This window comes from Microbulbifer maximicatervae (SeqCode) (assembly GCF_052467225.1).
Genome location: NZ_CP174303.1, coordinates 4,524,352 through 4,550,980 on the forward strand (window position 1 = coordinate 4,524,352; position 26,629 = coordinate 4,550,980).

23 protein-coding genes are annotated in these 26,629 nt (G+C 47.3%); 17 read left to right on the plus strand and 6 right to left on the minus strand.

What is annotated here, in order from left to right; all coding sequences use genetic code 11:
• The first annotated feature begins 184 nt into the window (after positions 1-184).
• The 17 genes from ACJJIZ_RS19570 to ACJJIZ_RS19650 all read left to right on the plus strand — a co-directional run bounded on the left by ACJJIZ_RS19570 (position 185) and on the right by ACJJIZ_RS19650 (position 18,161).
• Positions 185-589, plus strand: a complete 405-nt coding sequence (locus ACJJIZ_RS19570) for an ACT domain-containing protein (protein WP_444914548.1) — start codon at positions 185-187, stop codon at positions 587-589.
• 108 nt (positions 590-697) lie between these two features.
• The gene (locus ACJJIZ_RS19575) at positions 698-1,171 is read left to right on the plus strand and encodes a CYTH domain-containing protein (RefSeq protein ID WP_444914549.1); all 474 of its coding nucleotides are present in this window, start codon (positions 698-700) and stop codon (positions 1,169-1,171) included.
• Positions 1,172-1,268: 97 nt separating this feature from the next.
• Complete coding sequence (locus ACJJIZ_RS19580) at positions 1,269-1,589, plus strand: hypothetical protein (RefSeq protein WP_444914550.1); 321 nt, start codon at positions 1,269-1,271, stop codon at positions 1,587-1,589.
• 901 nt (positions 1,590-2,490) lie between these two features.
• Positions 2,491-2,904 carry an NADH-quinone oxidoreductase subunit A gene (gene ndhC / locus ACJJIZ_RS19585; protein ID WP_444906223.1) on the plus strand — a complete coding sequence of 138 codons (414 nt, stop codon included), beginning with the start codon at positions 2,491-2,493 and terminating at the stop codon, positions 2,902-2,904.
• An 18-nt stretch (positions 2,905-2,922) separates the two neighbouring features.
• Positions 2,923-3,570 carry a NuoB/complex I 20 kDa subunit family protein gene (locus ACJJIZ_RS19590; RefSeq protein ID WP_444914551.1) on the plus strand — a complete coding sequence of 216 codons (648 nt, stop codon included), beginning with the start codon at positions 2,923-2,925 and terminating at the stop codon, positions 3,568-3,570.
• A gap of 36 nt (positions 3,571-3,606) precedes the next feature.
• Complete coding sequence (gene nuoC, locus ACJJIZ_RS19595) at positions 3,607-5,412, plus strand: NADH-quinone oxidoreductase subunit C/D (protein WP_444914552.1); 1,806 nt, start codon at positions 3,607-3,609, stop codon at positions 5,410-5,412.
• A gap of 145 nt (positions 5,413-5,557) precedes the next feature.
• Positions 5,558-6,124: an NADH-quinone oxidoreductase subunit NuoE gene (nuoE, locus tag ACJJIZ_RS19600; protein ID WP_413664589.1), complete on the plus strand. Its 567-nt coding sequence runs from the start codon at positions 5,558-5,560 to the stop codon at positions 6,122-6,124.
• Positions 6,102-7,376 carry an NADH-quinone oxidoreductase subunit NuoF gene (nuoF, locus tag ACJJIZ_RS19605; RefSeq protein WP_444914553.1) on the plus strand — a complete coding sequence of 425 codons (1,275 nt, stop codon included), beginning with the start codon at positions 6,102-6,104 and terminating at the stop codon, positions 7,374-7,376. The genes nuoE and nuoF overlap by 23 nt, the downstream gene beginning before the upstream one ends.
• 55 nt (positions 7,377-7,431) lie before the next feature.
• Positions 7,432-10,275, plus strand: coding sequence for an NADH-quinone oxidoreductase subunit NuoG (nuoG, locus tag ACJJIZ_RS19610; protein WP_444914554.1), 2,844 nt, complete (start codon positions 7,432-7,434; stop codon positions 10,273-10,275).
• Positions 10,276-10,277: 2 nt separating this feature from the next.
• Positions 10,278-11,234, plus strand: coding sequence for an NADH-quinone oxidoreductase subunit NuoH (nuoH, locus tag ACJJIZ_RS19615; protein WP_282934030.1), 957 nt, complete (start codon positions 10,278-10,280; stop codon positions 11,232-11,234).
• 31 nt (positions 11,235-11,265) lie between these two features.
• Positions 11,266-11,784 (plus strand): NADH-quinone oxidoreductase subunit NuoI, encoded by a 519-nt coding sequence (nuoI, locus tag ACJJIZ_RS19620; RefSeq protein ID WP_282934031.1) that lies wholly within the window; start codon positions 11,266-11,268, stop codon positions 11,782-11,784.
• A gap of 37 nt (positions 11,785-11,821) precedes the next feature.
• A complete protein-coding gene (nuoJ, locus tag ACJJIZ_RS19625) occupies positions 11,822-12,331 on the plus strand; it encodes an NADH-quinone oxidoreductase subunit J (protein WP_444895022.1) in 510 nt (169 codons plus the stop codon).
• A gap of 4 nt (positions 12,332-12,335) precedes the next feature.
• Positions 12,336-12,653 (plus strand): NADH-quinone oxidoreductase subunit NuoK, encoded by a 318-nt coding sequence (nuoK, locus tag ACJJIZ_RS19630; protein WP_444892930.1) that lies wholly within the window; start codon positions 12,336-12,338, stop codon positions 12,651-12,653.
• Between the two features lies 1 nt (position 12,654).
• The gene (nuoL, locus tag ACJJIZ_RS19635) at positions 12,655-14,493 is read left to right on the plus strand and encodes an NADH-quinone oxidoreductase subunit L (protein WP_444914555.1); all 1,839 of its coding nucleotides are present in this window, start codon (positions 12,655-12,657) and stop codon (positions 14,491-14,493) included.
• Complete coding sequence (nuoM, locus tag ACJJIZ_RS19640; RefSeq protein WP_444906229.1) at positions 14,490-16,088, plus strand: NADH-quinone oxidoreductase subunit M; 1,599 nt, start codon at positions 14,490-14,492, stop codon at positions 16,086-16,088. Before nuoL ends, nuoM begins: the two co-directional genes overlap by 4 nt.
• Positions 16,085-17,629, plus strand: a complete 1,545-nt coding sequence (locus tag ACJJIZ_RS19645) for an NADH-quinone oxidoreductase subunit N (RefSeq protein ID WP_444914556.1) — start codon at positions 16,085-16,087, stop codon at positions 17,627-17,629. Before nuoM ends, ACJJIZ_RS19645 begins: the two co-directional genes overlap by 4 nt.
• A 73-nt stretch (positions 17,630-17,702) precedes the next feature.
• The gene (locus ACJJIZ_RS19650) at positions 17,703-18,161 is read left to right on the plus strand and encodes a hypothetical protein (RefSeq protein WP_282934036.1); all 459 of its coding nucleotides are present in this window, start codon (positions 17,703-17,705) and stop codon (positions 18,159-18,161) included.
• Positions 18,162-18,276: 115 nt separating this feature from the next.
• On the opposite strand, the gene ACJJIZ_RS19655 is transcribed toward ACJJIZ_RS19650, so the two are convergent.
• The 6 genes from ACJJIZ_RS19655 to ACJJIZ_RS19680 all read right to left on the minus strand — a co-directional run bounded on the left by ACJJIZ_RS19655 (position 18,277) and on the right by ACJJIZ_RS19680 (position 26,584).
• The gene (locus tag ACJJIZ_RS19655) at positions 18,277-20,754 is read right to left on the minus strand and encodes a TonB-dependent receptor plug domain-containing protein (RefSeq protein WP_444914557.1); all 2,478 of its coding nucleotides are present in this window, start codon (positions 20,752-20,754) and stop codon (positions 18,277-18,279) included.
• 766 nt (positions 20,755-21,520) lie between these two features.
• Positions 21,521-22,216 carry an aspartate/glutamate racemase family protein gene (locus tag ACJJIZ_RS19660; RefSeq protein WP_444914558.1) on the minus strand — a complete coding sequence of 232 codons (696 nt, stop codon included), beginning with the start codon at positions 22,214-22,216 and terminating at the stop codon, positions 21,521-21,523.
• 201 nt (positions 22,217-22,417) lie between these two features.
• Positions 22,418-23,239 carry an MBL fold metallo-hydrolase gene (locus ACJJIZ_RS19665; RefSeq protein WP_444914559.1) on the minus strand — a complete coding sequence of 274 codons (822 nt, stop codon included), beginning with the start codon at positions 23,237-23,239 and terminating at the stop codon, positions 22,418-22,420.
• 166 nt (positions 23,240-23,405) lie between these two features.
• Positions 23,406-23,909 (minus strand): protein disulfide oxidoreductase, encoded by a 504-nt coding sequence (locus ACJJIZ_RS19670; protein ID WP_444914560.1) that lies wholly within the window; start codon positions 23,907-23,909, stop codon positions 23,406-23,408.
• A gap of 15 nt (positions 23,910-23,924) precedes the next feature.
• Positions 23,925-24,551 carry a thioredoxin family protein gene (locus ACJJIZ_RS19675; protein WP_444914561.1) on the minus strand — a complete coding sequence of 209 codons (627 nt, stop codon included), beginning with the start codon at positions 24,549-24,551 and terminating at the stop codon, positions 23,925-23,927.
• A gap of 2 nt (positions 24,552-24,553) precedes the next feature.
• Positions 24,554-26,584 (minus strand): protein-disulfide reductase DsbD family protein, encoded by a 2,031-nt coding sequence (locus ACJJIZ_RS19680; protein ID WP_444914562.1) that lies wholly within the window; start codon positions 26,582-26,584, stop codon positions 24,554-24,556.
• Between the last annotated feature and the right edge of the window lie 45 nt (positions 26,585-26,629).

A 26,629-nucleotide genomic window follows, 5' to 3' on the forward strand; every position in this document is an offset into this window, starting at 1 on the left:
TTGAATATGGGCTTTCATTTTCCGCTAACAAAAAGGAATTCAGTATCAGAATCAGGCAAGAACAACCATACAAAGCCAAGCACGATCACAAGAACAAGTATTTGTTGGACCACCACCATTTTGCAGCCATGCTCCATATTGATTGGCGCTTGCTGTACAAGTAAAAATTTGGAATTTTCAAGCAATGTCAGGAATACTAGAACTAGAGCGTCTTTTGAGCGAAATGAATCCCGAACTTATTGAAGATGAATTTGTATTTTGCACTGTTTCAGGCTCATTAGCTCAATATATTGAATGGGGCCCACTTGCGAGCTTCAACGAAAAAGAAGGATTAACACTTGTCTTAACAAAGGATATCGCAAGCCGTGAGGGCTTGCAGTTTAAAAATACTTACAAGCAAATAACTTTAACCGTACATTCTAGCTTAGAGGCTGTTGGATTAACAGCCTCTGTTTCTAACAAACTAGCTTCGAAGGGTATTAGTGCAAATGTAATTGCAGCATACTTCCATGACCATATTTTTGTACAATCTGAAAAAGCAAGGGAAGCGTTGATTGCATTGAAAGAAGTCGGCAAGAACAGTTTATAAGTGCTCCAACAAGGGCATATACTGGCTGACTACTACGCTACGTTTCAGATTTTGACCACCTCGTATATGCCTATTAAGCAAGTGTTAAGATTTTAGGGTTGAGAAAGTATGGCAAAGGAAATTGAGCGGAAGTTCTTAGTTGATAAAAAGGCTATTGCTTCTTTTACAGGTGGAAAGAGAATCAAACAAGCCTATATAAGTACGGAGTCCAAAGCTGTAGTCAGAGTTCGCGTAATCGGAGATCATGCATATCTAACATTGAAAGGTGAAAGTAAAGGAATTACACGGACTGAGTTTGAGTATCCAATATCCTTTGAAGACGCAAATGAAATGATTGCGGAGCTATGTGATGGTCCCCTCATAGATAAAACGAGGTTCATAGTAGAACACGAAAAACACACTTGGGAAATAGATATCTTTCATGGAGATAATGACGGCTTGATTGTTGCTGAGGTCGAGATGCAAAGTGAATCTGAGAGTGTGGAATTGCCGGAGTGGATTGATAAAGAGGTTACTGGAGATCCAAAGTATTACAATTCCAATTTTTTAGATTTTCCATTTAAAGATTGGTACAAATCATAACTAGAATGTGCACAATATTTACATATGCTTCGTTGAGCTAATCACAAAATAAATTCTGTATGCCCTCGGCTCAGCGAGGCATCATGAGTAAATCACTATGAACCCAGCCATAGAAGAATTAAAAAGATATTTAATCGAGCTAGAATCGGTGAATGACTTTGAATCGATAGAACTTAAAGCTGAACATATTGGCATTTTAATTCAGGTAAAGTCGGCGATAGGACAGCTTGAACTATGCGAAAAGTATGGCATCAGTGCAGGTTCACTAGTAAGTAGTTTACCCAAAACTGAAAATCCAAATTTTTGCTACTTAGTGGTAAATGAAAACGAGTCGTCCAACCCTGATAACTGGGAGGAAGCTATCTTCGAAGGACAGAAAATTCGATTTAGTGGTGGTGACCTTGTAATTCGCAAGTAATCTACACATAGCAAATCATTGTCGCCAATCAACAAACTGCTTATATATTACAATTCTTATAGAAGTTAAGCTCTATATACCTACGCCGAAAGCATGCCTAAAAAGAGACTAAAAGTTACTCAGAAGCAAGCGATGACTACCACCACAATAAGAGCAATTTGCTTATTAATTTTGGCTTTAGGAATCACATTCCTCTTTGGCATTATAAAAATCCACAACCCCGATGTAAGCTTTGAAAGCTCAGATGGCCATTGGGGTGACTCTGAAGTTCAGTTTAAGGGGCGAGATTATTCCGTGATAGAAGAAGGGTTCCGTAGGTACAAGCTTCAATGTAACGCAAGCGATGTGTACCTTGTTAGAAATACCGAGAAGAATTGGATAAATGTACTTGCTTGGCCAAACTACCTCACTCATAACAAGTGGAAGGTCCCATACAGAACCGCAAGTGGAGTGCACTATGATGGAATTATTAGGTGCCAAACAAATCAATAACATCACATTCTAATTCCAGTACAGCGTATCCCTAAAATACCGATCTGCTTTTAATCAGAGGAATAGTTTAATAGCAATAGGACCCTCCTTCATCTTCTGAAAACTGGCGCACATTTTCATTTATTCAGCTGTCGCAAGACATTACATAACCCTACCGAATAAAAAGTATACACATAAGAATTAAACGTTCCTTCGCACCACTGGCGCTATCTCCCGCAACGATTTATAAATCAGACAAGCGAATAGGATTACCGACAACTAAAAAATTTCTCAGAAAAGCAATAATCGTTTTTCAAATTATCTCTTCTTGCGTGAGAGCACCCTCAAAATCAGAATTCTTGATTTGCCCTTTTACTGCAAGACCAGTGATTGATACGGGCTTCGCCCGCAGAAACATGGGAGAGCGAAGTTGAATTACCCGGATCAGTTCACTCCTCAGATTTGGCCATTGATTGTTTATTGTCTGGCCGTATTTGCCCTAATTACCTTAATGCTCAGCCTTTCCTATTTTCTCGGTCAGAAACGCAGAGACCCGGCTACCGATGAGCCCTATGAGTCGGGTATTGTTTCCCAGGGCAATGCGCGTCTGCGCCTCTCTGTCGCCTATTACCTTGTTGCCATCCTGTTTATCGTCTTCGACCTGGAGGCGATTTACCTGTTTAGCTGGTCCATCGCATTTTATGAAACTGGCCTGCTCGGGTTTATCGAGGCCACCGTATTTATCGTGATACTGCTGGTGGGGCTTATTTATCTGTGGCGCCTGGGTGCACTTGACTGGGGCGGATACCAGAAGAGTTTGGAGAAACGCCAAAAACCCCAATAACAACAATGAGAATTCATAATGCGCTGGAAGCTGAGCAAAGCCGACGACCTGATTGCTACCGAACACGGCAATCCTTCTGAAGAAATAAGCACTCAAGATTTAGAAAAAAATATTCTCCTTACCAAACTCGAAGAACTGGTTTCCTGGGGCCGTTCAAATTCCCTATGGCCATTTAACTTCGGGTTGTCCTGTTGTTATGTAGAAATGGCCACCGCCTTCACCAGCCGCCACGACATCTCCCGCTTTGGCGCTGAGGTCATCCGTGCAACCCCGCGACAAGCGGATTTGATTGTAATTTCAGGGACGGTTTTCCTGAAAATGGCACCAGTGGTACAGCGACTCTACGAGCAAATGATCGAGCCCCGTTGGGTCATCTCCATGGGTTCCTGCGCAAATTCCGGCGGTATGTACGATATCTACAGTGTGGTTCAGGGGGTCGATAAGTTTCTCCCGGTCGATGTTTATGTGCCCGGCTGTCCACCACGCCCAGAGGCCCTACTGCAGGGATTGACCTTGCTGCAAAAGTCGGTGGCTGCGGAGAGACGAGCCTTCAGCTGGGTTGTGGATGATCAAGGAACTCACAAGGTTCCAAAGCCCAGTCAGCGTGATCTCCATAGGGAGGAACGTACGAAAGCTGACATGCTACGTGCGCCCGACAGTGTTTAGGCTTCATGGAATAAGAAAAAAACAACGGAATAGCCAATGACTGGCGTAATTGCGAAAACTGTCCACACAGCAACTCCCTACAGGAAAGCAGCAGAGGCATTTATTCGGGATCTCGACACCGGATACAAGCTTCACTCGTTCTGGTGGCAGCCACACTGTGATGATATGCCCACACTGTGGATCGAGAAACATGCCTTGATCCCTCTTTTGCTCTTTCTCAAGCGGGATATCGCCCAGCCATTTGAAATGCTGTATGACCTGAGTGCTATCGACGAACGGCTGCGGGTCAACCGTGGGGAGGGAACCGAAAAACAGCCTTCCAGCGATTTCACCCTGGTATATCAACTACTTTCATTTACCCGCAATTTATTTATCCGTATCAAGGTGGCTCTTCCCGAGAGTGATCTGAGCGCACCGACTATTACTGCCGTTTGGGAGAATGCCAATTGGTATGAACGGGAAGTGTGGGATCTATTCGGTATCGACTTTCCAGGTCATCCCCATTTACAGAGAATCATGATGCCGCTGACCTGGAAGGGGCATCCACTGCGCAAGGATCACCACGCCCGAGCTACCGAAGTCGACCCATTTAGTCTGTCAGAAGAGAAAGAACGCAAAGAACAAGACGCCCTGCTGTTCCGGCCGGAAGACTGGGGCATGGCCAGGAGTAATGAAGACTCAGAGTTTATGTTCCTCAACCTGGGCCCGAATCACCCCAGTGTACACGGGGTATTCCGTGTAGCCCTTCAGCTGGATGGTGAACAGATTATCGATGCAGTGCCAGATATCGGTTACCACCATCGCGGTGCGGAGAAGATGGCCGAGCGCCAGGCTTGGCATACCTATGTGCCCTACACTGACCGTATCGATTACCTCGGCGGTGTCATGAACAACCTGCCCTATGTGATGGCACTGGAGCAACTCGCCGGCATTAAGGTCCCTGAACGCGCACAGATGATACGGGTGATGATGTGCGAGTTCTTCCGCATATCCAGTCATCTGGTATTTTTTGGCACCTTTGCCCAGGACGTGGGACAGATGTCTCCCGTGTTCTATATGTTTATTGATAGGGAAAAACTGTTTGGAATAGTTGAGGCCATTACCGGCGGCAGGATGCACCCGGCATGGTTCCGTATCGGCGGTGTAGCGCAGGACTTACCCCAGGGTTGGGACAAGATGGTGCGGGAATTTCTCGACTATATGCCCGCACGCTTAGCCGATTACGACGGCATGGTGATTAAAAATAAACTCCTGCAACGCCGCACCCGCGGCATTGGTGTCTACGATACGGCGGAGGCGTTTGAGTGGGGGGTTACCGGGCCAGGCCTTCGTGCCACGGGCCTGGATTGGGATCTGCGCAAAAAGCGCCCTTATAGCGGCTATGATCAGTTCGAGTTCGAGATTCCCAGCTACGATGGTGGGGACTGTTTCGACCGCTGCCGGGTCCGGGTGGACGAGATATGGCAGAGTCTGCGGATTATCCGCCAGTGCCTGGAAAATATGCCGGCAGGCCCTTATAAGTCGGACCATCCTTTGACTACCCCTCCGCGAAAGGGGCGCACCATGGAGGATATCGAGACTTTAATTCAGCACTTTGTGAATAACAGCTGGGGACCGGTAATGCCAGCCGGCGAAGTGTGTTATCCCATTGAGGCCACTAAAGGAATCAACAGCTACCAGATCGTTAGTGATGGGGGGACCACCTCATACAGGACCCGAATTCGCACCCCTTCATTCCCACACCTGCAAATGATTCCGTTGATGTCCAACGGACTGTTGATTGCTGACCTTATTGCCATTATTGCCAGCATCGACTTCGTCATGGCGGATGTGGACAGATAACAATAAAGAATTACGGCAGGCACAGGGCCGTACAGCAGCGGAGTAGAAAAGTGCACGGAAATACACCCAGCGTTTCAGCCATCGCAAACACAGATGGCGGCAGCGCCTCAACGAAACCTCCGCAAGTTCTATCTCGGGGGCGACTATGTCCAGCTTATTAGAACCGGAATTGATTGAAGTAATGGAGCAAGGCAATAGCAATTCAGCAGACAACCAGGCGACCTTAACAGTACAAGAAAAAGAGGAAATTGATCAGGAAGCCACCCACTACCACGAAAAAACTTCAGTGGGGCTCGAGGCGTTGCGGATTGTACAGAAACATCGCGGCTGGATTTCCGATGAGAGCCTCCAGGCAATTTCCAATTATCTGGATATTCCCGTTGCAGAACTTGAGAGTGTCGCCACCTACTTCCAGTTGATTTTCCGCCAACCAGTAGGTAAGGAAGTGATCTACCTGTGTAAAAGCTCCAGCTGCTGGATTATGGGTTGCGATAATTTGCAGAAAAAAATATCTGAGCGCTTAAATATCCAGCCTGGAGAAACCTCCGAAGATGGGATTTTCACCCTGCTGGAAACGCCCTGCCTGGGAGATTGTGACAAAGCCCCAGTCCTTATGCTCGGCGAAGAGATGCATCGCCATTTGGATGAGAAAGGTATTGATGAATTAATCGATAAGAAGAAAAAATACCATGCTGACAAATCCACTGACTAAAAATATTTCCAGTGAAAATATTGCCGCCACTATTGAGCAATATGTGGAAAACGACGGCTACCAGGGCTGGCGCAAAGCCATCACCATGGTACCGGACGATATTATCAACGAAGTAAAAGATGCAGGCCTGCGCGGACGCGGTGGAGCGGGGTTTAACACTGGGCTGAAGTGGAGTTTTGTACCTAGGGGTAAAGATTCGCCCAAGCAGAAGTACGTTGTCTGTAACGCCGATGAAATGGAACCCGGCGCCTTCAAAGACCGATTGCTAATGGAGCGAGATCCTCACCTCCTTCTTGAGGGGATGGCTATAGCCGCCTATGCCATTGGCGCCTCTCACGCCTATATTTTTATTCGTGGTGAATACCACCTGGCTGCAAACCGTCTCGAACAGGCAATCGATGAAGCCAAGCAGCAGGGCATGATTGGCGAAAACATTTTCGACAGTGGCTTTAATCTGGAGATCTGTCTGCACCGCAGCGCCGGTAACTATATCTGTGGTGAAGAAACCGCACTGCTAAACGCCCTTGAAGGCAAGCGGGCCATTCCCCGCGCCAAGCCACCCTTTCCACAGGTCAGCGGGCTTTGGGGAAAACCCACTGTCGTTAACAATGTAGAGACCTTGTGCAACCTCCCCCATTTAATTAACCACGGCGTGGAGTGGTACAAAAACCTTAGCCGGGGTGACGATGCGGGAAGCAAAATATTTGGTGTTAGCGGCAAGGTTAATAATCCAGGGGCTTGGGAACTCCCAATGGGGACGCCCATTCGCGAAATTATTGAACAACATGCCGGTGGCATGAAAGATGGCCTGCAACTGAAGGGCATTCTTCCCGGTGGAGGATCGACCGACTTCCTCGGCCCGGACCACCTCGATCTTCCCATGGATTACGACGTTATCGGCAAGGCCGGCAGCCGTATGGGGACCGGCACGATCACTGTGCTCGACGATAAAACCTGCCCCGTTGGCTTGGTACTGAACTTGACCCAGTTCTTTGCGCGGGAATCCTGTGGCTGGTGCACCCCCTGCCGGGACGGCTTGCCCTGGGCCGTCAAAATTCTGGAGAGAATAGAGTCTGGCCAGGGAACTAAAGAAGACTTGGAACTCCTCAGGGAACAGTGCGAGCGTATTGGCCCCGGCAATACCTTTTGTGCCCTGGCTCCCGGCGCCGCAGAGCCGATACAAAGCGCGTTAAAACTCTTTGAACAGGATTTTATCGACCATATTGAAGGCGGTTGTTGCCCCTACCAATAAATTAGCGCGACAACCCTGCCCCTGAAAGCATTAATAAAAAGAAAATGGATTTCAAATGCCAACCATCACAATAGACGGTAATAAATACCAGGTTGATGGAGATCAAAACCTGCTCACTGCCTGCCTGTCCCTGGGTTTGAATGTCCCCTATTTTTGCTGGCACCCCGCCATGGGTTCTGTTGGCGCCTGCCGCCAATGTGCGGTTATCGAGCATAAGGACAGCGAAGATCAACGAGGCCGGTTGATTATGAGCTGTATGACGCCGATAAAAGACGGCGGTATTTACAGTGTCAGTTCGGAAGCTGCGAAAGATTTTCGCGGTTCTGTGATAGAGGACTTGATGACCAACCACCCTCACGATTGCCCGGTTTGTGAGGAGGGCGGCGAGTGCCACTTACAGGATATGACTGAAATGTCCGGTCATACCATGCGCCGCTATCAGGGTACCAAGCGCACCCACCGAAACCAGTATCTCGGCCCCTTTATCAATCACGAAATGAATCGCTGTATTACCTGCTACCGGTGTGTCAGGTTCTATCACGACTATGCCGGTGGCGAGGATTTACAAGCACTGGGTCGCAATCACCAGGTCTTTTTTGGCCGCAATACCGAGGGCATGCTGGAAAATGGTTTTAGTGGGAACCTTGTCGAAGTGTGCCCCACCGGAGTATTTACCGATAAGACTTTCAGCCAGCACTTTGTCCGAAAATGGGATTTGCAAACAGCCGCCTCAGTCTGTGAACACTGTGCCGTGGGTTGCAACACCGCGCCTGGAGCGAGGGAATCCGGCAACAACCAAGACCCGATGTTGCGCCGTGTGGTCAACTTATATCACCACGATATCAACGGCTATTTTCTCTGTGATCGGGGGCGCTTTGGATACGAATATGTCAACAGTAAGAGCCGGATAACCCAGGTACTTTCTGCGCGCAAAGATGATGTGATCAGCTCTACAGCAGAAACTGATGAACGTTTGCACAAAGAGGTTTCCCCCAAGGATGCAGTGTTCTCACTTTCAGAAAAACTCGCATCTGCGCAAAGAGGTGAGCATCATTTAATAGGCATAGGTTCACCCAGGGCATCATTGGAAAATAACTTCGCCCTATTAAAGTTTGTAGGGCGGGATAACTTCTTCTCTGGCCTCAACCAGCGGGATATGCAGCTACTACACCTTGTAGACAGAATTCAGAGCGATGCCAATATCCACAGCCCGACCATCCCTGAGATAGAAAATTCAGATGTTGTATTGATACTCGGGGAAGATATCTACAATACAGCCCCCAGGGTTGCCCTGGCAGTTCGCCAAGCAGCACGGAGCCGCCAAAAAGAACAAGCTGAATCATTAAGAATACCCTTGTGGCAGGATGCTTCTGTTCGACAATTGGAGGGTGAACCCAGCCCGATTATTTTTATCGGCACCGAACTCAATCAGATTTCAGATATTACCTGTAAAGCGATCTATACCCTGCCGGAACAGGCTGCCCAAATCGGCCAAGCAATTGCCAATAATATTCTGGAGGTAAAAAGCAACAAAACTTCACTGAGTGCAGAGAATCTGGAGGAAGCTGAAAGAATCTCAGCAATATTAACTGCGGCCAAGAACCCAGTGATTATCTCTGGAACCAGTAGCAAGAATATCCACCTTACCCACAGCGCAGCCAAAATCGCCTGTGCTCTGGCGGAAAAAAATGGCAAACCCACTTCTCTATACTTATGTTGTGAAGAGGCTAATAGCTTAGGAGTTATTCAGCTGTTTGAGCCCGAAACCGGTTCCCTTGAGCATCTGATCACTGAACTCAAGAATGACAAAACCAATATCGATAAAACCCTAGTGATTCTGGAGAATGACCTCTCCCTAAGAATCGTGAGTGAAGAGTTAAATAGTCTGTTTGCCAGCGTCGACCATATCATTCTGCTGGACACCCTGCTCAATGAAACCGCCAAACATGCCGACTTAATCTTTCCTGTATCCGCAACGGCCGAATCCCAAGGGACATTTGTTAACAATACTGGTTTGGCACAGCGATTTTATGCGGTCTATGAAGGCACTGGGTATATCCAGGAGAGCTGGCGCTGGCTGGTAGATGCCGCTGGTTTTTGCACAGAACACTCCGAGAGTATCGACACTATTATCAATTGGAATCACTGCCCGGATATCACCGATTCCCTGGCGGAAAGTGTTGCTTCACTCAAGGTCATCAAAGATTTAGGGCCGGATGAAAACTTCCGGATTGACGGGCTGAAGGTTGCTCGACAGACCGCTCGCTACAGTGGGCGCACGGCTATTCACGCAGAGGAACATGTCTCAGAGGAGCCCCCACACCAAGACCCCGATGCTCCTATGAGCTTTAGCATGGAAGGTGTGCACAATCCAAACCGATCACCGCTGCAAGCCAATATCTGGTCTCCCGGATGGAACTCCAACCAATCAATTTTCAAGTTTCAGCAGGAAGTGGGTGGCGAACGCCGTGGTGGTGCCTCGGGTAAATATATCCAGCGGCGAGAGCAAGCACTATCGGAGTGGTCCTTGCCCACAGCCTCCGATGGCGATACAGATAGCGATAACCACAGTCTAGCGACACTGCCGATTTACCGAATGTTTGGTTCGGAAGAGCTCAGTAACCGCGCAATGGCCATCGCTACAGTGATCGATAAGCCATTCTTTACTTTAAATCGCGGTGATGCCGAAAGTGCCAACCTCAACCAGGGAGACACAGTGGCGTTAGACACCAATAGCGGTGTTTTCCGGGGCAGTGTGGTTATCTCCGATAGCCAACCTTCGGGCAGCCTGGGTGTGCCCTATGGTCTTCCAGGGCTTGAAACTCTTGCCCCCGTATTACCGGGTGGCGCCAATCTGTTGCCAGTGGAAGAAAGCTCCGCAATCGGGCAAGAGGACTAATTATGAGCACAAATATCTGGATCATATTGCTCAATATTTTCGGCGTATTGATAGTTACCGTGCTGCTAGCAGCCATTTTAACTTGGGGCGAGCGCCGCCTATTGGGTTTTTGGCAAGATCGCCCGGGCCCTAACCGGGTCGGAAAATTTGGCACCCTGCAAGTTATTGCAGATATGATCAAGCTGTTCTTTAAGGAAGACTTCACTCCGAAATTTGCAGATATTCCCGTATTTGTACTGGCACCCACCGTAGTTATGGCAACCATGTTGATTGCCTTTGCCGTAGTGCCCATATCGCCCAATATTGGGGTCACCGACCTGAATATCGGATTACTGTTTGTGCTGGCAATGAGTTCTATTGCGGTCTACAGCGTAATCCTTGGGGGATATGCATCAAATAATAAATATGCCCTGCTCGGTGGGCTAAGGGCTGCCGCTCAAACCGTGTCCTATGAAGTATTTATGGGTTTGAGCCTGATGGGCGTTGTTATGCTCTCGGGCAGTTTCAATCTGCGCGAGATTGTTAATGCCCAGGCAGATGGTTGGTTTATCATCCCTCAATTTCTGGGGTTTATTGTTTTCTTTATTGCCGGTATTGCCGAGAGCCGCAGAACTCCATTTGATCTTCCGGAAGCTGAGCACGAACTGACTGCCGGATTCCATACCGAATATTCCGGTATGAAATTCGGTATGTTCTTTGTGGGTGAATATCTGGCAGTAATCCTAATTTCAGCGCTAATAACCACCCTGTTTCTCGGTGGGTGGCACGGCCCCCTACTACCCCCATTTATTTGGTTTTGCCTGAAGACCGCCATTCTGGTTGGTGTGTTTATTCTTTTAAGGGCGGCGATTCCACGCCCCCGCTACGACCAATTAATGAAATTCGGCTGGAAGGTCATGCTACCTCTGGCCCTGATCAATCTACTGGCTACCGCAGCGGTACTTTTGTGGACTGCCTAGAAAATTAAAATAAGCGTGCGAGGCCAAAGAAATGATTTCAAGCCAAATTCGCAGCATGTGGTTGGTATTTAAACACCTGTTCCGGAAGAACGTTACCGTACAATACCCCGACCAAAAGCCCTACCTGGCACCCAGATATCGTGGCAGGATCGTGCTCACCCGAGATCCCAACGGTGACGAGCGCTGCGTTGCCTGTAATCTCTGCGCCGTTGCCTGCCCTCCTGATTGTATTTCACTGCAAAAAACAGAAGATCCAGACGGCCGCTGGCGTCCCGAATATTTTCGTATCAATTTTTCCCGCTGCATTATGTGTGGGCTTTGTGAAGATGCCTGCCCAACCTATGCCATCCAGCTAACACCTGACTTTGAGATGTGCGAGTACGATCGGCAAAACATGGTGTACGAAAAGGAAGATCTTCTAATTAGTGGTCCCGGTAAGTATCACGATTACAGTTTTTATCAAATTGCAGGAAAGGCCATCTCAGGAAAGGACAAGGGAGAAGCTCAAAATGAGGCCGAGCCCATTAATGTAAAAAGCCTAAATCTCTGATTTCAATAAGGCTAATAACTAAAAAGAGGTTTTCCCAGTGAATTACATTTTCTACTTAACCGCTGCGGTTGCCATTGTCTCAACCGCCATGGTTATCTTTCACAAGAACGCGGTCCACGCGCTACTATATCTTGTCACTTCACTTTTATCGGTTGCCGTTATTTTCTATCAATATGGCGCTCCCCTGGCAGCAGCTTTGGAAGTTATTATTTATGCCGGCGCCATCATGGTATTGATTATTTTTGTCATCATGATGCTCAACCAGGGAGACGCTTCAGTTGCACAGGAGCAAGCCTGGTTACAACCCCACACCTGGATTGGCCCAGCCCTTCTATCAGCCATTTTATTAATCCAGTTACTTTTGCTGGTTAGTAGCGGACAAATCCCTTCAGAGCAAACCTATCACTATATCGGGCCCAAACAGGTCGGTATCGCACTTTTTAGTCATTACGTTCTCGCTGTCGAACTGGCTTCAATGCTGCTTTTGGCAGGGCTTGTTGGAGCTTTCCACCTCGCTCGACACAGAAGAACAGTTAAACCGGAGTAAAGCTATGCCTATCGAATCTGCACCTGGTTTGGAGGCTGGCGTGCTGTTGGCCTCCATCCTGTTTTGCTTGGGGTTAGCCGGATTACTCATCCGAAGAAATATTATTTTTATGCTGATGTGTATTGAAATTTGCACCAATGCCGCAGCATTAATGTTTGTTGTCGCCGGCGCACACTGGGGCAATGCTGATGGGCAGGTGATGTTTGTTTTTGTTGTCACCCTGGCCGCTGCCGAAGTAGCCATTGCACTGGCCCTGGTCTTGCAATTCTATTATCGCAAACACACGGTCGATATTGACCAGCTCAATGGATTGAGGGGTTAATATGAACGGATCACTTGCCTGGATACCATTGCTTCCCTTTCTTGGTTTCCTAACCCTCATCAGCATTCCACTCTTTACACAAAAGGAGCCCTCACAAAAGTTAGTGAGCCTGATTGGGGTGGGCAGTGTGGGAATCGCAGCGATTCTGGTTTTTAACCTCGCACTCTCCACCTTTCTGGGCAACCCGGAATCGGTCGTTACGCTGTCAGTTTGGCAGTGGATGCGAGTATCTGACCTCCAACTCGGCTTCACCTTTCATGTGGACTGGCTAGCCCTGGTAATGCTGATGATCATTACCGGAGTGGGCTTCCTTATTCACTTATACTCAGCCGGATATATGCGTGAAGATCCGGATTTCCGCCGCTACTTTTCCTACCTGAATCTATTTGTCTCTGCCATGTTAATTCTTGTAATGGCGGACAACCTGGTACTTCTCTATCTGGGATGGGAAGGCGTTGGTCTTTGTTCCTACTTGCTCATTGGCTTTTGGTATAAGGACCCTGCAAACGGCGCGGCCGCGCAGAAAGCATTTATCGTCACCCGCGTCGGCGATACCGCCATGGCGATCGGCTTGTTCCTGCTGTTCTTTGAGTTCTCAACACTAAATATACCGGAGCTCATCACAGCGGCAGGGAATCCCGAGGTCAATACTCAAATTGTCACTATCGCTATGCTGCTGTTACTGGGTGGCGCTGTGGGTAAGTCAGCACAGATTCCACTCCAGACCTGGCTTCCCGATGCGATGGCAGGCCCCACTCCCGTCAGCGCCCTTATCCACGCTGCCACCATGGTGACGGCCGGGGTCTACTTGATCGCCCGCATGCACCCGCTTTATCAGCTGTCTGGAACCGCCATGACAGCTGTAGCCATTGTCGGCGCTCTGACTCTATTAATCTCCGGATTCAGTGCTATCGCACAAAGTGATATCAAACGGGTCCTGGCCTATTCAACCATCTCCCAGATTGGATATATGTTCCTGGCCCTGGGTGTGGGTGCCTGGTCAGGAGCCATCTTCCATTTGATGACCCACGCCTTCTTCAAGGCTCTGCTCTTCCTCTCCGCAGGGTCAGTAATCCTGAGCGTACATCACGAGCAGAATATCTTTGCCATGGGCGGCCTCTATCGCAAAATCCCCTTTACCTTTATCTGCTTTACCATCGGTTGCGCCTGTCTGGCAGCGCTCCCATTTACGTCCGGCTTCTACAGCAAAGATCATATTTTGCTCAGCGCTTATGAATACCATCAAGGAGTAAACCTGCTCTGGCTTGCCGGTCTATTGGGAGCGCTGGTCACAGGGGTTTATAGCTTCCGGGTTCTGTTTCTTGCATTTCTGGGCAGTGAGGGCAGCGCCTCCTCACACTGTAAAGACGCTAATAACACGGTGATGATGCTTCCCTTGGGCATCCTCGCTGTACTTGCCCTATTTGGTGGAATTCTCGCTCCGCCTCTCCAGGGAGTCTTTGGCACCCCAACCGATGAACACCATTCCTGGGTCATTGAAGCCATTGCCATTGCAATGCCTCTGATCGGCCTGTTTATCGCCTGGAAAATGTTCCTGTTCGAGAAAAAGGTTGGGGAGCAGCGCTCTCCACTAATGCAGTTTTGGTTTAAGGGATGGGGTTTTGACTGGGTCTATGACCGAGTCTTTGTAAGACCTTTTAAATTTATCACCGCCCTTAACCACAAAGATATTATCGACAGCATCTACAAGGGTACCGCTTCGCTGAGTGCACATCTAAATAACGCCCTCAGCTCTTCACAAAACGGCCAAATACGTTGGTACCTGGCCACCTTTGTAGCCGGATCAATTTTATTCCTAGCCCTGTTGGTGGCTCTATGACATTACTGGCAATAATTATAATTTTATTTGTTGGGGGAATATTAGCCTGGCTGGCAGAGAGACATCTCTATGAGGGTGGACGCTTAATCAGCCTGGTTTCCCTGATTATCGCATCCCTGCTCTTGATCAGCTATTTCCCCCAGGCAGAGTCCACAGCTGTTACAGGTGACAGTCAGTGGTGGGATAGCCTTTTGATATCCTGGATACCCAGGTTTGGGATCAGCTTCCATCTGGCGATTGATGGACTCAGCTTTCTTATGCTGCTACTGACAATGGGGATGGGAATCTTTGGGTTAGTAATGACCTGGAATGATGTCACCTTCCGGCGCGGCTTCTTTTATTTTAACTACCTGTGGACACTGGCCGGTATTGTCGGTGTGTTTACCGCTATCGACCTGTTTTTATTCTTTTTCTTTTGGGAAGTCATGCTGATTCCCATGCTGCTGTTGATTGCAGTTTGGGGCTATGAGGGCAGAGTCTACGCTGCGATAAAGTTCTTTATTTTCACCCAGGCAAGCAGCTTGTTAATGCTGATTGCCATCGTTGCCTTGGCATTTATCCACTATCGGAATAGCGGACAACTGACCTTTAACTATATGGATTTGTTGGGTGCTCAACTGTCTGCAACAGCAGCTTATTGGTTAATGCTCGGATTTTTTATTGCCTTTATCGTCAAGTTGCCAGCGCTGCCCTTCCATACCTGGTTACCTGACGCCCATACCCAGGCCCCTACTGCCGGCAGTATTCTGCTGGCAGCGATTCTGTTGAAAACAGGAGCCTATGGTTTATTGCGTTTTACACTGCCCTTATTCCCGGAGAGTTCACAAGCTTTTGCACCGGTTGCAATGACCATTGGAGCCATCAGTGTGGTCTACGGCGCATCGCTGGCATTCGCTCAGAAGGATATGAAAAGGCTTGTGGCCTACTCCAGTGTGAGCCATATGGGATTTGTTCTATTGGGGCTCTACGCGCTGAATACTATCGCCCTGCAGGGCGCAGTGATGCAAATGATCGCCCACGGCTTGAGTACCGCTGCTCTCTTCGCATTAGTAGGCGCACTACAGCATCGTCTCCATACTCGGGATATGAGCCAGCTCGGCGGTGTCTGGCCTCTTCTGCCAAAGCTATCCGCCGTTGCACTCTTCTTTGCCATTGCCTCGCTGGGACTGCCTGGGCTGGGTAATTTTGTTGCCGAATTCCTGGTTCTTGTTGGTAGCTTTAAAGCTAATCACTGGTTAACGGTTATTGCAGCAATTGGGCTTATTGGAGCAGCACTCTATGCACTATTGATGATGCAGCGTGTCTTCTTTGGCAAGTTTAATGACAAATTGAAACCAGCTACAGAGGGGAAAACTGTCAGTGATCTAAGCCTCAGGGAGATCTCTGCGCTTCTTTCACTGGCGGTGCTTCTCGTGATCTTCGGGCTCCGCCCCCAGCCTATCTTTGATATCGCCGAGCCTACGATTGCTAAATCAATGCAAAAATTTCAGGCCCCTGAAAATGAAGAAGTCGTCATAGAAAAGACAGGGCCGGAAACTTCAGCAAGCTTATCCTCTCCTACTGCTAAAAGCGCTAATACAGGTACATCTCTATGAGTGCCCAAGAACTATTTTCTATCCTACCGCTTTTACTGATTAGTGCCGGTATTGTAATTTTGCTGCTCCAAGTATCCTTCTGGAGAAATCATGCGGGCGCTCTGGTTACAACTCTTATCACTTTGGTAGCCGCTATCATTGCCTGTTTCTGGGTTGGAGCCACCCTATCGGGCAATAACGGGTCCATTCAAGTGACTGCCCTACTCTCGATTGACTACAACTCATTGTTCTTCTGTCTGCTGATATTAGTTACCGCCATAGCCGTCAGCGTTATGGGATACAACTACTTAAAACTTCGGTGTGACCTGAATAGAAACCCGGATAGCTATCCAGAAGAGTTTTATATACTACTTTTACTTGCCATTTTGGGAGCAAGCACCCTGGTATTTGCCAGCCACTTTGCCACCTTTTTCCTCGGTATAGAATTAATTAGCCTCGCACTGTATCCACTGTTGGGATTTGCGGTTACTGGCAATTTATCCTCAAGTAAAGATCAAGTAAATTCCCTGGAATCTGCCTTTAAATACTTAATCCTTTCAGCACTTTCTACCGCTCTCGGGCTATTCGGTATCGCATTAATTTATGCGGCATCTGGGGCACTGGACTTTGGTAGTATCGCTACACGTATACAGGATCTTTCACAGACTTCTGCTCTTTTTGCAACCGGCGCCACTCTGCTGGTCATTTCTGTTGCTTTCAAGTTATCACTGGTTCCATTTCATATCTGGACACCCGATGTATTCCAGGGCGCACCTACGCCTACGACGGCGTTGATCGCCACAGTGGGAAAAACAGCCGTAATTGCCTTTCTGTTGCGATTCTTTAATACCTTAAATCTCTACCAGAGCCCTATTCTTATTGACTTACTGACAATCGCCGCCATAGCTAGCATGCTGATAGGAAATTTACTGGCCCTGATGCAAAACAATATCAAAAGGCTGCTGGCCTACTCCTCAATCGGCCATATAGGCTATTTAATTGTGGCGTTTATCATCGGCAATAGCGCGTTTGGTACAGAGGCGGTTATTTATTACATGGTCGCCTATGTCATTACTACACTAGGAGCCTTTGCAATTGTTGGCCTGATAGCCGATTCAGTCGAGGCCACACAACTAACCAATGGAACAAATGTCAGCGACGTGACCAACAGTGCAGATGATCCTTATCACAGGGACTTTTACCGGGGATTACTCTGGCGTAGTCCATGGCTGGCGAGCTGTCTTGCTCTAATGCTGCTATCTCTGGCTGGAATTCCCTTAACTATTGGATTTATTGGGAAGTTTTACGTCTTTACCGCAGGTGTTGAAGGAAAAATGTGGGCTCTTCTCGCTGGTGTGGTTATTGGTAGTGCATTGGGCCTCTTCTATTACCTTCGTCTTCTACTTACGATGGTACAAAGAGATGCCATTGACACTAGCAGTAACAGCGAAACGTTACAAATTACCACTTCAGGGCAGTTTTTAATCGCAACTCTCGCTGCCGTACTGGTTTTTTTCGGAATATTCCCACAGGTCCTTATTAACTGGATAAATGCTATATAAAGTAGAGAGCGAGTGCTGATGTAAAAATATTTTAAAGCCCAGGTAATAGCCTGGTCATCAGAGGGTACTTACTATGAAGACTTTCAAACAAGCATTTGAAGTCATCAAGGATGCTGAGAGATTTCACCTGGAAATGGCAGCTGTTTACGAGACCTTACTGGACAAATCAGAGGACTACCGAACCCAATTGCTATTAAAACACATGCTTGAGCATGAGCAGAGAATGGCGAAAAACCTGCAGAACTACAATGATGTAGCGCAAAATAAGGTGATGAAGACATGGTTGCAATACACCCATGAAGAAAGTGCCAATGACTTTATTCGCCGCCTCAATCTGAGTGATCCACCGACAATTCGTGAAATTAATAATATGGGACGAGAGGTAGATCGCTATTTCTCAGAACTCTATCAAGCGGTGTATGGTGCAATTGAGTCGATGGAGGTGAAAGAGGTGTTTGAAGACCTAAAGCAGATACAAGATAAGGAAAGAATTACCTTATCTATGGCCACAAATTCACTGTGGGATATGTAAAAATCCCGCTACTTACAGCGGGATCTAATCGTCACATAATTCTGCAGTCGGCTAACCCGGTATTAAGAAACGCCAGGTTAGCCAGTTACAAAATTCCAGCTACAGCGGGGATTACTTAGAACTCATACTGCGCTCTTACGTAATACAGAGCTCCATTGAATCCCATAGGTGCCGTTTCCGGATATTCCGCTCCAGCAACACCGGACCAGGGGTTTTTATCTGGATAGTTGTTGAATACGTTTTCCGCACCTGCGATCAAGGTCATGGAATCATTGAAGTCATAAGCAGCCTCAATATCCACAGTCCACTCATCACCGGCATCAATGGGCAAGCTGTAATCGTCCAAATGTGCTTCCCAGTAGCTACCGTAGTAGTTGAGTCGCACTAGGCCCCGCCAGCTGTCACCACTATGGGTGACAGATGCATTACCGCGCACCTCTGGTAAGCCATCCTCCAGCTGCCTGATACGCATTTCATCCATGGTATCCGTACTGAAATCGGTAACTTCCGTTTCCGTCCAGTTGAAAGCCAGGTTGAAATCTGTTGCATCACCGAGTGGGTAAGTCGCCACCAAGTCGATACCCTGGGTTTGGGTATCGAAGTCATTGGTGTAGAAACGGAAATATTCAAGGGAATCAGCACCACTGATGCCATCCTGAACCAACTGATCCCGCTCTTCATCAGTCAGTTCCTGGTTAGCAGATTGAGTGATTCGATCTGTCACCTCGATGAGGAAGTAATCCAGGGTAATATCCCAATCACCTGCGGCAATAATTGTACCGAAAGTAAAGCTCTGAGACTCCTCTGGCTGCAGCTGCTTACCGCCTTTCAATACTGCAATGGGGTTGGTTGCCGGAATAGTTCCCCGGTTAGCCAATGCGCCATTGGTATAAGCCGTAGTGACATTGGTAATGTTGGACTGACCCGGAGTCGGAGCACGGAAACCGGTGCTCAGCGTAGAGCGCAAGGCAATCACATCGTTGATTGTATAGTGGGCTGACAATTTGAAATTGGAAGTATCTCCGAAATCAGAGAAATCTTCCCAACGCAGTGCCGCACCTAATCGAAGAGCTTCGACGACTTCGAGTTCGAAGTCGGTGTAAAGTGCAATATTATCCCGGTCAAATGTGCCTACAACCTCAGGACCAAAACCAGAGAATCCATTCGAACCAATCAGGAAACCCTGCTCCGCCAGATCACCAACTTGCCAGGAGGCAGTATCACCCTGTTTGACTTCAAACTCTTCTTCACGCCATTCAAAGCCCGTGGCCATGAACAAAGGCATTCCGGCAAGTTCAATGCTCTTAGTCAAATCGATATTGAAGTTGTTTTCTTCCTGTATATAACCACCAGGGCTAAATCTGGTCGGGCTGTCAGGTCCGAGCGTGGCATTGACGGTGTTGTAGATTAAAAAGTCTACTTCGTTGTGACCGGTACTGGCACTTACGTCGTAGCCAATGCCATTTGCAAATTCACCACGAACACCAAATACTGCTGAGTAGTCCTCTAGCTCACCGCCAAAGCGCGGAGTAAATCCGCCTGGGAACATTTCGGTGTATGAGAAGCACTCATCACTAGACTGTGCTTCCTCATGGGTCATGCCAATACAATCATAGATACCATTGCTAGCATCCAGATCACCAATTAAGGGCTCATCATCAAGCGCATAAACGCCGGGACGAGTTTCCGGGTTCCGGAAGTAAAAGCCCCCATCTGTTTCGCGGCTGGCATAGTTACCAAAGGCATACAGCTCAGCAGTATCATTTAGCTCTATGGCACTGTTAACAAAGAACTTGGTGTCGTCATTAACTTCTGGCTGGCCCCAGATCTGCGCAGGATTGGCAACATAGGTATTGCCATCGGCGATCAACTGGGCTGCATCATCCCGCTGCACACTGCGGCTGGTGGAATCCTGCTCACGATACTCAAGGCTGACATTCACAAAACCAGAGTCTGTCAGAGGCAGGCCAAAATTCGCCGCTATCGTACTCTGATCACCATCACCTTCAGCGGTAGTAGCATACTTGGCTTCAACCGTGCCGCCCTCAGCTGCATCCTTTAACTGAAAGTTGATAACGCCGGCAATCGCATCGGAGCCATATTGGGCTGCGGCACCGTCACGCAGGACCTCAACCTGTTTCAGAGCAATCGCCGGAATTGCAGAGATATCTGGCCCCTGGGCACCATCTGAAACACCACTTCCGAGGAAGGAAATGACGGCAGCGCGATGGCGACGCTTACCATTTACCAGAACCAGTGTGCTATCGGGTGGCAGTCCACGCAGGTTTGCAGGGCGAACGATTGAGGCAGCATCAGAAATTGGCTTTGCATTAACGTTGTAGGATGGAACAACGTTTCTAAGCAGGTTACTGAGATCTCCATCACCCTGGTTTACAAATTCTTCTCCGGTCACGATATCGATGGGAGCGGAGGAATCTGTAGCGGAACGCCCTTCAACACGGGTACCGATTGTTATCACTTCCTCAAGGAGTGCATCTTCAGCAAAAGTGGGACTGCTTAATGCAGCAATCGAAGCTGCCAGCAGAGAGGGAGCGCCACAGGCCGTAAGCCAGCGCTTCTTTTTTTCATTCATAGGAGAAATACCCTGTTTTAGTTATCTCTTATTTTCTTCCGAGCCAAATCAACCAGCTTTCACTTAAACCAATTTGTGCGTTACAGCAAAAATAAATTGGCTAATTAAGGTAGTGCTCCAGGAGATCAATAAAAATTTTTTACGCACTTGAAAGCTCGCTTATGCAGAGGGAGGTTACCACCAATACATTCACTGCAAGAAGTGTGACAACCAGAGAAAATGCCAGAAAAACTACAATTTGCAAGAGCAAAAAAGGCAATTTAAAAATTAAGAACGACTAAAAATGTAAATACTGACAAAACTGCCAAAAATAAAATAAATATAATTAGATGATTAAATTAAATTTAATTACAAGAGGGAGCAAAATAGAGCATACATACACAAGCAGGGTATATCCCAAATAATAACTTCTACAGAGGACAAATGAAACTTATTTGATGATTTGAGGTAAAAAAATAACCTTAGCCTACCGTAATAAACATGATAAATATCATTTCCACAAACAAATACTGTGAAGATATTTTATCTTGTTAGCTCTAACTCACAGACAAACATCCACAGAAAACCCACTTAACAAAAGAGGTTAATACTAAAAAACTAACGAATATGGGATAAGCAAACCTAACAAGAGTAGATTTGTGTTATAAAAAAACCACCCACTGATACGCTTCGAAGCTAGTAGAGTGGCTTTAATGGATGTCACAGTGGAGCATCAGTCTAACTTTTGGTTGACAAAGATATCTCTAAGTAAACCTAGCAACACTATTCAACAATCAAGTGCGAACTTTATTGCGGCTTGAGCGTGAATCTCTGTGGAGTTCATCAGGTGAGTAGAGGTATCCTCTTGCGAAAGCAACATGCAAATCTCTGTACACCCTAGGATCACACCTTCGGCACCTCGATTGGATAGCAAATCCACAATACGAATAAATTCCATTTTTGAACTGTTAAGGACTCTCCCCTTACAGAGCTCTTCGTAAATAACCCTGTGGACTATCTCTCTATCGCTAGGCTCCGGAATCAAAACCTCAATCCCATACTTTTCCTGCATATAGCCACGATAGAAATCTTGCTCCATAGTAAAAGCTGTCGCCAACAAGCCGACGGTCTTTATCCCTCTGTTCTTAAGTGCTTCAGCTGTAGCATCACCAATATGTAAAAAAGGTACATCAAGAGTCTCGATAATATCTCCAGCTACTTTATGCATAGTATTAGTGCACAATAAAATGCCCTCAGCACCGGCTTTTTCCAGGCATATTGCCGCCTCAACCAATAGCTTACCTGCCTGAGCCCAATCACCCTCCATTTGTAACCGTGCAATTTTTTCAAAATCGACGCTATAAAGTAGAATTTCGGCCGAGTGCAGCCCTCCTAACCTTTGAGCAATTCCTTCATTAATCAGGCGATAATAAATTGCCGTACTCTCCCAACTCATTCCACCCAAAAGGCCAATCTTCTTCATCTTCAAACTCACTTGATATCCCTTAATACATGTTGCGAATACTAACATGAGCGAATCGAAAGACTGACTGCAAATAAAAAGAGACCAAGAATACCGACAACTTATTTAGAAGTACCAATTTGTACTTTCTGTTTAAATTCGGCGTTCAATGCAAATTGCATACGGAAGCAATTTACTATTTTTCTTTTTTTTAGTGAGAGATCAATAATCAGATACTTCTGTAGGGTCAAAGCGCATGCAGGAGGCAATCAAGTTCCTCTTACTGAAATTAAAACCAGACACGACACTCATCAAGTTTTCCCTTCCCAATAGCCGGTGGGTAATCTCACCAAGAGGCAAACCTTGCCGGTCCAATTCCCGTGCTTCAGTTGCAAGATTTAATAAATAATCATACTTGGCTTGCAAGCGAACTTTCCCTTTTTCCACAATCCCTCTATGAGGGCAAAATATAATATCAAAATCATAAGTGAGCACTTTTTTGATACTGTGCATTAAAATTGGAATACTTTCATCTTTACGCAACAGCTTTAACTTACTAGCTACATACAAATCAGCAGTGAATATCCACCCTCGATCCTGAACCAGATAACAGGTCATATCTTTGGCATGCCCTGGTGCGGGGATAACAACTACCTTTTCGCCGGAGAACCTTAAATCTTCCGGTAGTGGCGCAGCTTCCGCACGCCCGGCCCTCCCCCAAATCAGCATCTGTATTGGCGGTATCCGAAAACCTCTCTTTAATATCTCTACTGTCGCCTTAGGGGCTCTTGGCTGTATACCAGTAAGCTTATAAATTGCGCCGGCGTTACCACTGTGATCTTCGTGGTGATGGGTGAGGACTAATTGCCGAAAAGGTTTATTTTTTACAAACCACTTGACGTATTTCCACTGGTTACTGGGGCCGGCATCGATAATAGTGTCACCCAACCGATATACAATAAAGGTTGTATTGATACCAAAATCGAAACGGCCGACCCTTTGCGCATCCAGATCTTGATAGTCAAAAGAATCAATAACCGACACGCCACTCTCCAGCGCAAGAGACAGACCTTTAAGGAATTATAGAAGTATATCTATAAGGGCTGTCCTCCCCGGCAATTGAGCAATTTTTACGCCAACCATCGCAGGCTCGGGGAAAGAAAGTTTGATATAAGCTTAAATACGACACAGTGACATTAATGGTGACGAGCTACTTTGTCATCTTTAAGCGCAACTGCAAACCCAACTTGGATGTGGCTCCAGTAGTGACCCAGGCAACGCGCCCGTCAGTGTCGACAATCAGCAAGGTTGGCGTCACTTTAACGCCCCATTGGGCACTTAAAACACCATATGGATCATTTAGAGTAGGAAAAGCAAGTTCGTGATTCCGCATATATTCGGTAACCACCTCTTCTGTTCCAGACTGCATCGCAACACCAACAACCTGGTAATCCCGAGACAGGTCAGTCACAGCGGGGGAAACTATCCGGCAATAGGGGCACCAGGTTGCCCAAAAGTAAATTAATACTGGCCCTTTGGGATACATCTGTTTTAAATCAATTAGATTTCCCTGCAGCGATTGCCCCTCTAACTGAGGGGCCTGGTTCTCAGGGATATCTCTTTGGTGGAAATAACCCACGGCAGTAACCATTAGTACCGCCAAGGTGATAAATATCAACGCCTGAACCAGGTAGCTATAACGAGCTTTTTCCACCCCAAATAAACTCCTTTAGTACTTCACACTACACCCATAAGCCCGCGATGAAGACTTGGGCACAGCCAGTCCCTTCAGTGAAGCATCCAGTGCAGCAGAAACATAATTGTGTGAACTGCCTATAACCGCAGGATTGGCTGAGTCATTATCATCAATGGCTCCAGCATATACGACTTCCCCCTGAGGATTAATGATAAACATATGCGGAGTAGTTTTAGCCCCATAAGCACGCCCCATAACTCCAGAGGTATCCAGCAAGAAGGGTACGCTTGCGCCGAGGTTATGACTCTGTGCAACTGCCATAGCCTGCTCTGGCTCCAAATAGCCCTGCTTTCCTTTAGCTGAAGAAATAACCGTGAGCCAATTTACTTTCTGTGCTGTATACCTTTTTTGAAGGGACTGCATATTACCACTGCCATAGTGTTTCCTGACATAGGGGCAATCTTTATTAAACCATTCAATAACCAACCATTGGCCTGTGTAATCGGAGAGATTGTGAGTTTTTCCAGCAGCATCCACTACTGAGAATTCTGGCGCTTTTTGTCCAGGAACGGCTGCTGCCAACACAACACTCGGTAACATCAGGAATAAAATAAAAATTCCTTTAAGTATCGAATTATTCACATTGAAAAATAACTTCATAATTAACCATCCTCACTATTAACAGTTAAATGTTTACTAAACAGAGCTGCAATTAAAGACTCTTGCAGCAGTGGTGGAAGTAACTCTGGTTTTTTCTCTCCTGCAGGATACCATGCATATACAGGTACAGAGTTCCTCCCTAAATCCTGCAAAGCTTGGGTAATTTCAGGGTTATAACGCGTCCAGTCGGCCCGAATAAGAAGCACGTTATTCTTTTTAAATAATGCTTGTACACTTGGGGTATCAAGCACCAGCTTTTTATTTACCTGGCAGGTAATACACCAGGCTGCGGTATAGTCAATAAATACAGGGCGCCCATTATCCAAGGCTTCCGTCAAAAGTGCCTTGTCATAACGATGCCAGTCATACGCCATTTCTGCAGGTTGCTCACCACCCTCCATACGGATTGCCGGTAGAGATATTAGCAAAATAGCAGCGACACAAATCAGACCCGCTGCTCCCCCCCTTTTGGAAAAATTTTTTACTAGCCAGATTGCAAGAGTAACAACGAGCAACAGGCTTGAACCGGCCAACCAACCAGAGTCCCCAGCTAGGCGCCCTAAAATCCATAGTAGCCATATCACCGTTGCGTAAAGCGGAAATGCCAGAAACTGACGCAACTTCTCCATCCATGGACCTGGAGCTGGCAGATGCCTCAGTATTACAGGACTTGCACACATCAAAATAAATGGCGCAGCGAGCCCTAAACCGAGGCATAAGAAGATGAGTAGAGCCTGAAGTGGAGGAATCACCACCGCTGCTCCCAGAGCTGCTCCCATAAATGGACCGGTACAGGGGGCGGCAACAAAGACAGCTAAAACACCGGTGGTAAAGGAGCCACGGCTACTGGAGCTAGCAAACCCCATTAATCGGTGCCCAAACTCAAAAAAGCCGCTAAAGGATAGGGCCATCAGCCAGAAGAGCATAATTAACCCAATTACCACAACCGGTGACTGAAGTTGAAAACCCCAGCCAACGGCCAACCCTCCCCAGCGTAGCGCCAATAAAGCAAGCCCCAAAGCAAGAAAAGTCACCATAATGCCGGCGCTATATAGGAAAGATTCACGCAAACGCTCGGCTGGGCGATTACCACCGTTAATCATTCCAAATAGCTTTATGGACAGCACCGGGAAAACACAGGGCATCAGATTCAATAGGATACCGGCAATAAATGCTGACAGAAGTAAAAGCCATATAGAGGTTGCACTCGTCTCAATTCCCTCTTGGGATAAGAGGGGGGCAGAGACTTTCCAGGCCCGGCTCGAGTCTGCAATCACAAAATCGCTGCTTTCACTAATCTCAGAGCCTGGCAAGCGCTTGAACTTGTAGAGGAGAGTTTCATCTTCGCGCTGAACTTCTGGCTCAGACGCAGAGTACAAGTCACCATTTACGGGGAAAATACTAGGTATTTCATCGCTACGATTCCCGCTGAGCTGCAAAGTAATATGCTCATTACCTCGCGCTGAAATGGATACTGGTTGCCACGGGCTCTCACCTTCTCCCCCTGGAAGCCTGTTGGCAAAGTAATTCCTTAACGCCAGATCTGTAGCTGGCCAAGCCGCCTGCTCTGCAACCGGCCGTACAAGGCTCATAGTGGCAAAGCCCGGTATGCAATCCACTTTACAAACCAACCACTCCAGGTCCGCATGCAGGATGATCTCTTGCGTGCGCTTATCTGGGAGGAGCTGGAACAGGTAGGCAACATTCCCGGAGTACCCCAGGTTAGTAAGATGCTCTACCCGGAGGCGCGTTGGGAATGGCCATTCGATCGGCCCTAATAAAGCGCCCAGAGCCTCCATATCAAACCGTGGAGCCGCCCCTGAATCTCCAGCATTACGCCAATACACATGCCATCCAGGATCTACCTCAAAGTAGAATCCAACCGTCTCTCTCATTCCTTGGCGAAATGTATCAGGTGCCAGCCAACGCACCTTGACGTGATCACCAGATGCCGTCTCCTGTGCTACAGGGAGACCCACAACCAACAGTAACGTTAAACAGCAGATGTTGATCAGCGTGGTCTTTATTTTCAATGTGATTCTCCTTCTCGCCTAATCAACTGGTACTCCCCCTTTGGG